We start from the raw sequence: 12,200 nt of genomic DNA on the forward strand, positions 1-12,200 counted from the left end.
CCATCGTGCGACGGGACGCGGCCGCGATGCCGGCGCGCCCCGTCACGCGTTCGATCAGCGTACGAAACGAGGGTAATTACCGATATCGAGTCGTTCAAGGCGGGGCCACCCCGGCCGATATATGTACCGAACGGTTAATATTTCGAGGCCCTCGCATGAAGTTGTCCACCAAACTGCTGATGCTCGTCGCCGCGGCGCTGCTCGGCGTCGTCCTGCTCGCCGCGTTGTCGCTGCACACGCTGCGCGACGCGCTGATCGACAGCCGCCGCGAAGAGATCGTCATTCTGCTGACCAAGGCCGAGCATCTGGTCGATTCGTATCGCGCGCTGCAGACGAGCGGCACGCTCACGCAGGAGCAGGCGCAGCAGCAGGCCAAGGCCGCGCTGGCCGCGCTCAACGCGAATTCGAAGAGCTACTTCTGGGTCACGACGTCCGACGGCGTCAACCTCGTGCACCCGAACGCGAAATTCATCGGCACGCGCGCGAAAGGCAACCGCACGACCAGCGGCATGACCGACAGCGAGGCGTACCGCGCGGGGATGGCGCAGGCGCATTTCGCGCTCGTCGACGTGCTGATCAAGCGCAGCCCCGACGCGGACCTGGAGCCGAAGCTGCAGGGCGTGGTCGCGATTCCGGACTGGAACTGGTGGATCGGCACCGGATTTTTCTACGACGACATCAACGCGGCGTTTGGCCGGCTCGCGATGGTGCTCGGCGCCGTCGCGCTCGTCATCGCCGCGACGCTTGCGGCCATCGCCTGGGGCGTGCTGCGCAGCGTCAGGCGCACGCTGGGCGGCGAGCCCGCGCATGCGACGCAGATCGCCGCCCGCATCGCGGCCGGCGAACTGGACGTGCAGTTCGATACGGCGCACGCCGCGCCCGGCAGCCTGCTCGTCGCGCTCGGCGACATGAAGGCGCGGCTGACCGACACCATCGCCGAGATCCAGACCACGACCCACTCGATCGCCACCGGCACCGGCGAGATCGCGCAAGGCAACCTGGATCTGTCGCAGCGCACGGAGCAGCAGGCCGCGTCGCTGCAGGAAACGGCGGCGAGCATGGAGCAGATCACGTCCACGGTCAAACAGAACGCCGACAACGCGCGCCAGGCGAATGCGCTCGTGGCCCAGGCCAAGGATGCGACCGAACTCGGCGGCGCCGCCGTGCAGGCGGTCGTCGAAACGATGCGGCAGATCTCGGATGGGTCGGTGCGGATCGCCGACATTACCGTCGTGATCGAAAGCATCGCATTCCAGACCAACATTCTCGCGCTCAACGCCGCGGTGGAAGCCGCGCGGGCCGGCGAGGAGGGGCGCGGGTTCGCCGTCGTCGCGTCGGAAGTCCGCTCGCTCGCGCAACGCAGCGCCGCGGCCGCGAAGGACATCAAGGGCTTGATCGACGCGTCGGTCGAGCGGGCCGGCAGCGGCAGCCGGCTCGTCGAGACGGCCGGCGAGCGCATGACGGAGATCGTCCGGTCGATCGACCGGGTGGCCGGCATCATGGGCGAGATTTCAGCGGCGTCGGCCGAGCAAAGCACCGGCATCGAACAGATCGGGCTGGCGGTCGCGCAAATGGACGAAGTCACCCAGCAGAACGCCGCGCTCGTCGAGCAGGCGGCGGCGGCCGCTTCGTCGCTGGACGAGCAGGCGGCGCGCCTGCGGGCCGCCGTATCGGTATTCCGGCTCGCTGCCTGACGGCTTCGCGCCGCTCACTGCCGGCCAGCGCATCATTGCGCCTGCTTCGCGCCGCGCCGGCATGCGCCCGGCGTGCGCGCCGACATGCCGGTGACGCGCGCGTCGCCGCATGGCGATACGATTCCTGACGACTGCACGACTGCACGACTGCACGGGTCCGGTTTCCCGGCGGCCCCGTCATCCTCCCGTCTTCCCGCCAAGCCGTTCCGATCGAGCGGCATTCTTCTGAGCTTTCCCGCGCGACGTCCCGTCGCGATCCCCACCGTCGACGCCCGTGCATGCGGCGATCTGCCGCAATACACCGTGCGTTTCAGCCGTCATCGGCATGCGGACACGCATTCGACACAAACGTGCGGTTTGCGTGTGCCAAACGCGCGCCGGATGCCGAACGGACAATTTTGTCGGCGCAATCTGCGGCGGCTGCGGCCTTACGATTTCCTGCATCGACACGGGTTGGGCAGCCGCCGCGACACGCCGCCGGGCACACGGCGACACGTGGGCGCACGCAGCAATTCATGCTGCGCGGGCGGCTCAAAACGGTCGATTCGTATCGTGCGGGCGGGCCGAATCGCGACAAACCGCATTTTGGCGATGCTTAAATGAATTGCATGTGTACGACGTTGCGCCCGCCACCAGCAAGCGGGCAATGCGGGATTCGAGAACCACGCTGGACCCCAGGACCCACTTTCAACAGTCAGGAGCAGTTCGGATGAGCGACGATATCGACAACGGCGGCGGCAACGGTGGTTTCACTCGCCGCGACATGATGAAGGTCATGGCGGCGAGCGGCATGATGGCCGCCGGCGCCGGCGGACTCCTGATGAACCCCGCGTCCGCATTCGCGGCGCCCGCGGCGAAACGCGGCGGCAAGATCCGGGTCGCGAACGAATCCGGTTCGACGGCCGATACGCTCGACCCGGCCAAGGGCTCGACCGGCGCCGACTACATTCGCTTCTTCATGTTCTACAGCGGCCTCACGCAGCTCGACGCGAGCCTGACGCCGCAGATGAACCTCGCCGAGTCGCTGCAGACCACCGATGCGAAGACGTGGGTCATCAAGCTGCGCAAGGGCGTCACGTTCCACGACGGCAAGTCGGTCGGCCCGGCCGACGTGGTGTATTCGCTGATGCGCCACAAGAACGCCGCCACCGCATCGAAGGTCAAGCCGCTCGCCGACCAGTTCGCCGACGCGAAGGCAAGCGGCCCGGACGAAGTCACGCTCACGCTGGTCAGCGCGAATGCCGATCTGCCGGTGATTCTCGCAACGCCGCAGCTCGTGATCGTCAAGGACGGCACGACCGACTTCAGCACGGGCATCGGTTGCGGCCCTTACAAGCTCAAATCGTTCAAGCCGGGCGTGTCGACCGTCGGCGTGCGCAACGACAGCTACTTCAAGCCGGGCCGGCCGTATCTCGACGAGATCGAGCTGATCGGCATCGGCGACAGCGCCGCGCGCCTGAACGCGCTGCTGTCGGGCGACGTGCACCTGATCAACGCGATCGATCCGCGCTCGACGCAGCGGGTCTCGTCGACGCCGGGCTACGCGCTGAAGGAAACCAAGTCGGGCCTCTATACCGACCTGATCATGCGCAGCGACAACCCGATCGTCTCGAATCCCGATTTCGTCGAAGGGATGAAGTACCTGTTCGATCGCGAGCAGATCCGCTCGGCGGTGTTCCGTGGCTACTCGGTGATCGGCAACGACCAGCCGATTCCGCCGGGGCATCGTTATTTCAACGCGTCGCTGCCGCAGCGCGCGCACGATCCGGACAAGGCGAAATTCCTGCTCCAGAAGGCAGGCGCGCTGGGCGTCACGCTGCCGCCGATGTATGCGACGTCCGACGCGAACGGGTCGGTCGAGATGGCCGTGCTGCTGCAGCAGGCCGGCCAGAAGATCGGGCTGAACCTGCAGGTCAACCGCGCGTCGCCCGACGGCTACTGGTCGAACCACTGGATGAAGCACCCGCTCACCTTCGGCAACATCAACCCGCGCTCGAGCGCCGACGTGCTGTTCACGCAGTTCTTCAAGTCGGATGCGCCGTGGAACGAGTCGGGCTGGAAGAACGCGAAGTTCGACCAGCTGCTGCTCGCCGCGCGTTCGGAAACCGACGACGCGAAGCGCAAGCAGATGTACGGCGACATGCAGGTGATCGTGGCGCAGCAGGGGCGGGTCGGCATTCCGGCTTTCATCAGCTTCCTCGACGGTTATGACAAGCGGCTCGCCGGTCTCGGTTCGATCCCGACCGGCGGGATGATGGGCTTCATGTTCGCCGAGCACGTGTGGTGGAACGCGTGACGTCGTTGCTGGCGGCCGCCGTGCGGCCGGTGCGGGCGACCGCGCCGGCCACGCGCGGTCTTTTCGGGAGTGTCGTTTCATGAACCGGATTCTCATCGGCCTGATCGTCCGACGCATCGCGGTCACCGCGCTGACGTTGCTGATCGTGTCCGCGATCATCTTCACGATCACGAACCTGCTGCCCGGCGACGCCGCGCAGGCCGCGCTCGGCCAGTCGGCGACCCCGGAGACGGTTGCCGCGCTGCGCCAGCAGTTCGGCCTCGACATGCCCGCGCACGTGCGTTACGCGCACTGGCTCGCCGGCCTGATGCACGGCGATTTCGGCCGTTCGCTGTCCGGCGACATGCCGGTGTCGGAGATGATCGGCGGACGCCTGCCGAAGTCGCTCACGCTTGCGGCGATCACGACCGCCGTGTCGGTGCCGATCGCGCTGCTGCTCGGCATCCTCGCGGCGGTCAAGCGCGAGTCGCTGGTCGACCGCGTGATCAGTCTCGGCACGCTGTCGCTCGTCGCGACGCCGGAGTTCCTGATCGCGACCGTCGCCGTGCTCGTGTTCGCCGTGAAGCTGCGCTGGCTGTCCGCGTTGTCGTACAGCGGCGAGATCGACAGCCTGCACGATTTCCTGCGTGCGTATGCGATGCCGGTGCTGACGCTGTGCGCGGTCGTGATCGCGCAGATGGCACGCATGACGCGTGCCGCAGTGATCGAGCAGCTGAGCGCGTCGTATGTCGAGATGGCCGTGCTCAAGGGCGCGAGCCCCGCACGCGTCGTATTGCGCCATGCGTTGCCGAACGCGATCGGCCCGATCGCCAATGCGATCGCGTTGAGCCTGTCGTATCTGCTCGGCGGCGTGATCGTCGTCGAGACGATCTTCAACTATCCGGGCCTCGCGAGCCTGATGGTCGACGCCGTCAGCAACCGCGATTTCCCGCTGGTCCAGGCGTGCACGATGATCTTCTGCGTCGCCTACCTGACGCTCGTGCTGTTCGCCGACCTGTGCTCGATCGTGTCGAACCCGCGACTGCGGACCTGACCGTCCCGTCCTTCTTCCGAGATGCCGCCCATGCACCCGACCGACCCCGTTCAACGCAGCAACACGCTGCCGCCGTCCGGCGAACCGCGCCCGCCGTGGGGCGGCGCGACGCCGCCCGCCGCCCCGGCCCCCGACCAGCCGCGCAAGCGCCGTGCCGCACGCATCGACTTGACGGCCGGCGGCCGTGTCGGCCTGTCGATGGTCGGGCTGATGCTGTTCATCGCGGTGTTCGCTCCGCTGCTCGCGCCGCACGACGTGGGCGCGATCGTCACGCCGGACGTGTTCGCGCGGTTCAGCGCGAAGCTGCCGTTCGGCTCCGACTTTCTCGGCCGCGACATGCTGAGCCGGATCCTGTACGGCACGCGTCTGACCGTGCTGCTCGCGCTCGCCGCGGTGCTGCTCGCCGCGCTGACCGGCACGACGCTCGGGCTGCTCGCGACCGTATCGGGCCGCGCGGTCGACGAGACGATGAGCCGGCTGCTCGACGCGCTCACGTCGATCCCGTCGAAGATGTTCGCGCTGATGTTCGTCGCCGCGTTCGGCTCGTCGCTGCCGCTGCTGGTCCTGACCGCCGCGGTCAGCTACATGCCGGGCTCGTACCGGATCGCGCGCGCGCTGGCGGTCAACATCAGCACGCTCGAATTCGTGCAGGTCGCGAAGGCGCGCGGCGAGAGCGCGCTGTACATCGCGTGCGTCGAGATGCTGCCGAACATGATTCATCCGATGCTCGCCGATACGGGCCTGCGCTTCACGTTCGTCGTGCTGCTGCTGAGCGGCCTGAGCTTTCTCGGGCTCGGCGTGCAGCCGCCGTATGCGGACCTCGGCTCGCTCGTGCGCGAGAACATCGCGAGCCTCGGCGACGGTTCGGCTGTCGCGATCATGCCCGCGGTCGCGATCGCGATCCTGACAGTGGGCGTCAACCTGTTGATCGACGGTCTGCCGCATCGCGGCCGCCGCAAGGGCGCGGCCGCGGCCGCCGGAGAACACTGATGCGAGATCAATCGACTCCGCTCGTCGAGGTGCGCGGGCTGCGCGTTGTCGGCGGTCGCCCGGGCGCCGCGGAAACGACGATCGTCCACGACGTCGACTTCGAGATCGGGCGCGGCGAGGTGCTCGCGTTGATCGGCGAGTCCGGCTCGGGCAAGACGACGATCGCGCTGTCGCTGATGGGCCACGCGCGCACCGGCTGCCGGATCGCCGGCGGCTCGGTGAAGATCGGCGGCACGGACGTGTGCAGGCTGTCGGCTTCGGGCCTGGCCGCGCTGCGCGGCCGCAAGGTCGCGTATATCGCGCAGAGCGCGGCTGCCTCGTTCAACCCGTCGCGCACGATCCTCGACCAGGTGATCGAGAGCGCGCTGATTCACCGGACGATGTCGAAGCGCGATGCGCAGGCAAAGGCGGTCGAGCTGTTCCGCGCGCTCGCGCTGCCGGAGCCGGAGACGATCGGCAAGCGTTATCCGCACCAGGTGTCGGGCGGGCAGTTGCAGCGGCTGATGGCCGCGATGGCGCTGATCACCGATCCGGAGCTCGTGATTCTCGACGAACCGACCACGGCGCTCGACGTCACCACGCAGATCGACGTGCTGCAGGCGTTCAAGAGCGTGATCCGGCGCTACGGGATGAGCGCGGTATACGTGTCGCACGACCTGGCCGTGGTCGCGCAGATGGCCGACCGGATCGTCGTGCTGAGCGACGGCGTGATCCGCGAGACGGGCGATACCGAACAGATCCTGCATGCACCGGCGCACCCGTACACGCAGAGCCTGATCGCGGCGGTCACGCCGAACGATGCGCAACGCGACGGGAAACCGGCGCCGGCCGACCCGGCGCCGTTGCTCGAGGTGCGCGGCGCGGTCGCAGGTTACGGCGGCCGCAACGCGAAGGGCTGGCCCGCGAAGCTGATCCTGAACGAAGTCGACCTGCGCATCGGGCGCGGACAGACGGTCGGCGTGATCGGCGAATCGGGCTCCGGCAAGACGACGCTCGCCAAGGTGATCGCGGGCCTGGTGCCGGCGGCGGCCGGGAAGATCCTGCTCGACGGCGAGCCGCTCGCGCGCGATATCGGCAAGCGCACCAAGGAGCAGCACCGCCGCGTGCAGATCGTGTTCCAGAACGCCGACACCGCGCTCAATCCGGTGCATACCGTCGAGCGCACGCTCGCGCGGCCGCTCGCGTTCTACCACGGGATCAAGGGCGCGCGTGCGCGGCAGCGCGTCGCGGAGCTGCTCGAACTCGTGCGGCTGCCGCCGGCGGTGGCCGCGCGGCGCACCGGCGAGCTGTCGGGCGGGCAGAAGCAGCGCGTGAACCTCGCGCGCGCGCTCGCGGCCGAACCCGACCTGATCCTGTGCGACGAAGTCACGTCGGCGCTCGACACCGTGGTCGGCGCCGCGATCATGGACCTGCTGTGCGACCTGCAGGCGAAGCTCGGCGTGTCCTACGTGTTCATCACGCACGACATCGCGAAGGTGCGCGCGATCAGCGACGACATCGTCGTGCTGTATGCGGGCCGCCGCGTGGAGACGGGCAGCCGCGATGCGTTGTGCGCGCCGCCTTATCACCCGTATTCGCACCTGCTCGTGTCGTCCGCGCCGGAGCTGCGCGCGGGCTGGCTCGACGATGCGGCCGAGCGCTGCCATCGGCCGCTGGTGCCGATCGGCGAGCGCGCGGACGACGGCGAGCTGTGCCCGTTCCTGTCGCGCTGCGCGATGCGGGTCGACGGCGTCTGCAACCGGACGCCCCCGGTGCTGCGCAAGCTCGACAACGGCGCGCAGGTGCTGTGCCATCGCAACGAGGAAGACCTGGCGCGCTTCCAGGCCGAGCCGACGCAGGCGGGTGTCGCGCCCGTGCAGCCCGTGCGGCTGTGATGCGCGACACGCCGCCGTTCGGCGCGCGCGACGCGGCGGCTGGCGCACCGCATAGTCTGCTGCGGCGGTCGCACAAAACGGCGATTTGCGCGCGTGCCGTGCGTGAATACGCGGCAACTGCGGTTTTTGATGGTGATTAAATGATTTCCCATGAACGGCAGCCGATCGTCGTCGCCGACAAGCTCGAGAAGGACCCGATGAAATTCGAATCGTACTGGCTGGATACCCGCCCCGCATTTCGTGCCGGCTGCGAGGGCCCCGTCGAAGGGCGCGCCGACGTGGTCGTGATCGGCGGCGGCTTTACCGGCTTGTCGGCGGCGCTCGCGCTGGCGCAGCGCGGCGTATCGGTGGTCGTGCTCGAAGCCGCGCAGGTCGCGGGCGAGGCGTCCGGCCGCAACGGCGGCCAGTGCAACACGGGCGTCGCGCAGGATTACGCGTCATTGGCCGCGCGCACGGGCGCGGAGCCGGCGAAGCAGTTCTATCGCGCATACGAAAGCGCGGTGAAGAGCGTCGAGACGATCGTCGCCGAACACGCGATCGACTGCGATTTCCGGCGCGCGGGCAAGCTGAAGCTTGCCGCGAAGCCGCAGCATTTCGCGGGGCTGGCGAAGACGTTCGACGCGTTGCGGCGCGACGTCGATCCGGACATCGAACTGATCGAACCCGAGCGGATTCGCGATGAAGTCGCGTCCGACGGCTTCTACGGCGGGCTCCTGCAGCGCAACGGTGCGCAGATGCACATGGGCAAGTTCGGTGTCGGGCTTGCGCAAGCGGCGGTGCGCGCGGGCGCACGCGTCTACGAGCATGCGGCCGTCACGCAACTGGACCGGCTCGACGGCGAGCGGCACGCGATCACCTGCACGCGCGGCAGGATCGTCGCCGATCGCGTGCTCGTCGCGACCGGCGCATCGCAGCACGGCCCGTTCGGGTGGTTCCGGCGGCGCATCGCGCCGGTCGGCAGCTTCATCGTCGTGACCGAGCCGCTCGCCGACGCGCAGTTGGACCGGCTGTTGCCGCATCGCCGTGCGTACGTGACGTCGCGCCAGATCGGCAACTACTTCCGCGTGACGCCCGACAACCGGCTGCTGTTCGGCGGCCGCGCCCGCTTCGCGATGTCGAGCCCGCGCTCCGACGCGAAAAGCGGCGACATCCTGCGCGCCGGCATGGCCGGTTATTTCCCGGAACTGGCCGACGTCCGGCTCGACTACTGCTGGGGCGGGCTGGTGGACATCACCGCCGACCGGCTGCCGCGCGCGGGCCAGCACGACGGGCTCTATTACTCGATGGGCTACAGCGGCCACGGCGTGCAGATGTCGGTGCACATGGGCCGCGTCATGGCCGACGTGCTGTATGGCGCGACGGCCTCGAATCCGTGGCGCGAACTCGACTGGCCGGCGATGCCCGGGCATTTCGGGCACGCGTGGTTCCTGCCGTTCGTCGGCGCGTATTACCGGGTGCAGGATTTCCTGCACTGAAGCGGGCGCCGGGGAGAATTCAACATGACAGCGCGTTTCGTTTGCCCGTCAGCGGGCGCCGCCTTGCCGGGCGTGACACCGCAGGCGGCGACATGAGGACTGCCAGCATGCTCGACCTGATTCACGATTCGGTCGAAGACACGACGCCATGCACACCGCGCGTCGCGCGGCCCGTCTCGCCGGCGATCGGCGATGTGCTGCGCACGATCGACGCGTCGTTCGCGCAGCCGCTGAATCTCGACACGCTCGCGGCGGTGGCCGGGTTGAGCGTATCGCGTTTCACCGCGCGCTTTCGCAGCGAAACCGGGTTGTCCCCGCACCGGTATCTGTGCCTCGTCCGGGTGCGGCGCGCGCAGGACCTGTTGCGTGCCGGCGTTGCGCCGTCGGTCGTCGCGACCGACGTCGGTTTCTTCGACCAGAGCCATCTGTGCCGGCATTTTCGGCGGGTGCTCGGGATCACGCCGCGCGCTTGCGTGGTCGCGCGACCGGGCGGTGCGTCGGCGCGCACGACGTCGGCGCGCGCGCACACCGAACGCCGCGCGGGCGCCAGTGCGGGCGGTTTGCACACCTGACGGGATTCCGGCGGGTTCGCCGGCGAACGGAGATTTCCAATATTGCGCGACGGTTTTCGATCCGGCCGCCGCGCACTGCAGAGGAGCAGAAATGACCGCAGCTTTCGTGTTGCATCGTGCCGACGGCGCGCCTTGTTCCACCTCGTTCCGCAAGCAGGCGTTCGGCGAGGGCGATCCTTTTGCGCGACATCGGGAGATCGCGTGGGAAGGCCCCGACTCGATGGCCGCGGGACGTATCGCCTTCGTCGGCGAACTCGACGTGGCGCGCTTTCCGCACATCGAAACGATCGCGGTCATCGAAGGCGAGCTGACGCTCGAAGCGGCCGGGGCCGCTCCGCTGGTGCTCGGGCCGGGGGAAGGGGCAGTCATCGGCGCCGGCACGGCGGTTCGCATCAGCGCGGAATCGCGCGTGTTGCTGATGTTCTGCGCAGCCGCGTGCACGGCGCCGACGAAACACGGCCTGTTTCCGCTGCGGGCCGACGCCGACTTCAAGCCTTCCGCATCGCTGCCGCCCGACGTGCTGCTCGGCCCCGCACCACAATGCCGCAGCGACAACGTGTTCCTCGACGACGGCGCCGGGTATTGCGCCGGTACGTGGGATTCGACGCCCTATCACCGGATCGTTCGCCCGCATCGCGTCAACGAGTTCATGCTCCTGCTGGCCGGCAGCGTGCGGTTCGCCGACCCCGACGGCAGCGTGCTGTCGCTCGGCACCGGCGATGCGCTGTTCGTGCCGCGCGGCGCATCGATCGGGTGGGAAAGCAGCGAACGCGTCGCGAAGTTTTACGTCGTGCAGAACGTCCCTGCCTCAACCGAACGAGACTGACCATGTCCCCACCGCTGCGCCTTATAGAAACCTCGCCCACGCCGCCGGCATCGGCCGACGTCGTCGTGATCGGCGGCGGCATCATCGGCGTCTTTACCGCCTATTACCTGGCCCGGCGCGGGGTATCGGTCGCGCTCGTCGAGAAGGGGCGAATCGGTGCCGAGCAGTCGAGCCGCAACTGGGGCTGGTGCCGGCAGCAGAACCGCGACGAACGCGAATTGCCGATGGCGAGCAAGAGCATCGATCTGTGGGAACGATTCGCCGCCGAATCCGGCGAAGACACCGGCTTTCATCGCTGCGGGCTGTTGTACCTGAGTAACGACGAGGCCGAGCTGTCGCGCTGGGCCAGCTGGGGCGAGTTCGCGAAGACCGCGGGCGTGACGACGTACATGCTCGACCGCAAGCAGGCCACCGAGCGCGGACACGCGACCGGGCGGACGTGGAAAGGCGGCGTCTTTTCGCCGACCGACGGCACGGCCGACCCGGAGAAGGCCGCGCCGGCCGTCGCCGCCGCGCTGATGAAGCTCGGCGGCAGTGTCCACCAGCACTGCGCGGCGCGCGGCATCGAACTCGAGGGCGGGCGTGTCGGCGGTGTCGTCACGGAGGCCGGCGTCATCAAGACCAGGACCGTCGTGCTTGCCGGCGGCGCATGGGCGTCGTCGTTCTGCCGCCAGCTCGGCATCCGCTTTCCGCAGGCGTCGATCCGTCAGTCGATCCTGAGCGTGTCGCCTGTCGAGCATCCGCTGCCGGATGCGATGTATACGTCCGGCGTGTCCGTGACGCGCCGCAGCGACGGACGCTACGCGCTGGCGATCAGCGGTCGCGCGCGCGTGGACGTGACGCCCCAGTTCCTGCGATTCGCGCCGCAGTTCTTGCCGATGTTCGCGAAGCGCTGGCGCAATCTTCTGCCGGGCTGGCTCGAAGGCGTGCGCGGCGGGCATGAAACGCTGAAGCGCTGGCAGCTCGATGAACCGACGCCGATGGAGGCGGTGCGCATTCTGGATCCGAAACCGGACATGCCGACGGTCAACGAAACCTACCGGCGCGCCGCCGAACTGTTTCCCGAACTTCGCGACGCGAAGATCACGCACGCATGGGCCGGGTTCGTCGACAGCACGCCGGACGGCGTGCCGGGCATCGGCGAAGTGCCGGGTGTGCCGGGGTTGATCCTTGCCGCGGGTTTTTCCGGCCACGGCTTCGGAATCGGGCCGGGCGCCGGGCATCTGATCGCGGATCTCGCGACCGGTGCTCAACCGCTGGTCGACCCGGTGCCGTATCGGCCGGAACGGTTCAGCGATTCCGCGTGGGGCAAGGTCGCGGATTTCTAGTACGCGGGGCGATGGCGGCCACGGCGCGAACCGTGGTCATGCCGATGGCGCGAATCATCGACGGACGGTCGACGGACGCGCCCATCTCAACCCGTCGACAAGCTTCGACCGG

10 protein-coding genes are annotated in these 12,200 nt (G+C 68.4%); all 10 read left to right on the forward strand.

Features of this window, described 5'->3' with window-relative positions:
• Positions 1-155: 155 nt before the first annotated feature.
• The 10 genes from AB3K92_RS01850 to AB3K92_RS01895 all read left to right on the forward strand — a co-directional run bounded on the left by AB3K92_RS01850 (position 156) and on the right by AB3K92_RS01895 (position 12,088).
• Positions 156-1,694 carry a methyl-accepting chemotaxis protein gene (locus AB3K92_RS01850; protein WP_219704876.1) on the forward strand — a complete coding sequence of 513 codons (1,539 nt, stop codon included), beginning with the start codon at positions 156-158 and terminating at the stop codon, positions 1,692-1,694.
• Positions 1,695-1,766: 72 nt separating this feature from the next.
• Positions 1,767-2,297, forward strand: coding sequence for a hypothetical protein (locus tag AB3K92_RS01855; RefSeq protein ID WP_369464365.1), 531 nt, complete (start codon positions 1,767-1,769; stop codon positions 2,295-2,297).
• Between the two features lie 106 nt (positions 2,298-2,403).
• The gene (locus tag AB3K92_RS01860) at positions 2,404-3,990 is read left to right on the forward strand and encodes an ABC transporter substrate-binding protein (protein ID WP_021156524.1); all 1,587 of its coding nucleotides are present in this window, start codon (positions 2,404-2,406) and stop codon (positions 3,988-3,990) included.
• A gap of 79 nt (positions 3,991-4,069) precedes the next feature.
• Positions 4,070-5,023, forward strand: a complete 954-nt coding sequence (locus AB3K92_RS01865) for an ABC transporter permease (RefSeq protein WP_059485544.1) — start codon at positions 4,070-4,072, stop codon at positions 5,021-5,023.
• Positions 5,024-5,053: 30 nt separating this feature from the next.
• Positions 5,054-6,013, forward strand: coding sequence for an ABC transporter permease (locus tag AB3K92_RS01870; protein ID WP_021156526.1), 960 nt, complete (start codon positions 5,054-5,056; stop codon positions 6,011-6,013).
• Positions 6,013-7,887 (forward strand): ABC transporter ATP-binding protein, encoded by a 1,875-nt coding sequence (locus AB3K92_RS01875; RefSeq protein WP_369464366.1) that lies wholly within the window; start codon positions 6,013-6,015, stop codon positions 7,885-7,887. The genes AB3K92_RS01870 and AB3K92_RS01875 overlap by 1 nt, the downstream gene beginning before the upstream one ends.
• 140 nt (positions 7,888-8,027) lie before the next feature.
• A complete protein-coding gene (locus tag AB3K92_RS01880; protein ID WP_369464367.1) occupies positions 8,028-9,362 on the forward strand; it encodes an NAD(P)/FAD-dependent oxidoreductase in 1,335 nt (444 codons plus the stop codon).
• A 107-nt stretch (positions 9,363-9,469) separates the two neighbouring features.
• Positions 9,470-9,934: a helix-turn-helix domain-containing protein gene (locus AB3K92_RS01885; RefSeq protein ID WP_021156530.1), complete on the forward strand. Its 465-nt coding sequence runs from the start codon at positions 9,470-9,472 to the stop codon at positions 9,932-9,934.
• A 91-nt stretch (positions 9,935-10,025) separates the two neighbouring features.
• Positions 10,026-10,760 (forward strand): cupin domain-containing protein, encoded by a 735-nt coding sequence (locus tag AB3K92_RS01890; RefSeq protein WP_369464368.1) that lies wholly within the window; start codon positions 10,026-10,028, stop codon positions 10,758-10,760.
• Positions 10,761-10,762: 2 nt separating this feature from the next.
• Complete coding sequence (locus AB3K92_RS01895; protein ID WP_021156532.1) at positions 10,763-12,088, forward strand: FAD-binding oxidoreductase; 1,326 nt, start codon at positions 10,763-10,765, stop codon at positions 12,086-12,088.
• Positions 12,089-12,200 lie beyond the last annotated feature (112 nt).

The organism is Burkholderia sp. Bmkn7 (assembly GCF_041103175.1).
In the GTDB taxonomy this organism is placed as follows: Bacteria; Pseudomonadota; Gammaproteobacteria; order Burkholderiales; family Burkholderiaceae; genus Burkholderia; species Burkholderia cepacia.

What these genes read in the sequence shown, in the direction of transcription:
- AB3K92_RS01850 (WP_219704876.1), top strand. Translation starts at nt 156, where the DNA reads ATGAAGTTGTCCACCAAACTGCTGATGCTCGTCGCCGCGGCGCTGCTC.
- AB3K92_RS01860 (WP_021156524.1), top strand. Translation starts at nt 2,404, where the DNA reads ATGAGCGACGATATCGACAACGGCGGCGGCAACGGTGGTTTCACTCGC.
- AB3K92_RS01865 (WP_059485544.1), top strand. Translation starts at nt 4,070, where the DNA reads ATGAACCGGATTCTCATCGGCCTGATCGTCCGACGCATCGCGGTCACC.
- AB3K92_RS01870 (WP_021156526.1), top strand. Translation starts at nt 5,054, where the DNA reads ATGCACCCGACCGACCCCGTTCAACGCAGCAACACGCTGCCGCCGTCC.
- AB3K92_RS01875 (WP_369464366.1), top strand. Translation starts at nt 6,013, where the DNA reads ATGCGAGATCAATCGACTCCGCTCGTCGAGGTGCGCGGGCTGCGCGTT.
- AB3K92_RS01880 (WP_369464367.1), top strand. Translation starts at nt 8,028, where the DNA reads ATGATTTCCCATGAACGGCAGCCGATCGTCGTCGCCGACAAGCTCGAG.
- AB3K92_RS01885 (WP_021156530.1), top strand. Translation starts at nt 9,470, where the DNA reads ATGCTCGACCTGATTCACGATTCGGTCGAAGACACGACGCCATGCACA.
- AB3K92_RS01890 (WP_369464368.1), top strand. Translation starts at nt 10,026, where the DNA reads ATGACCGCAGCTTTCGTGTTGCATCGTGCCGACGGCGCGCCTTGTTCC.
- AB3K92_RS01895 (WP_021156532.1), top strand. Translation starts at nt 10,763, where the DNA reads ATGTCCCCACCGCTGCGCCTTATAGAAACCTCGCCCACGCCGCCGGCA.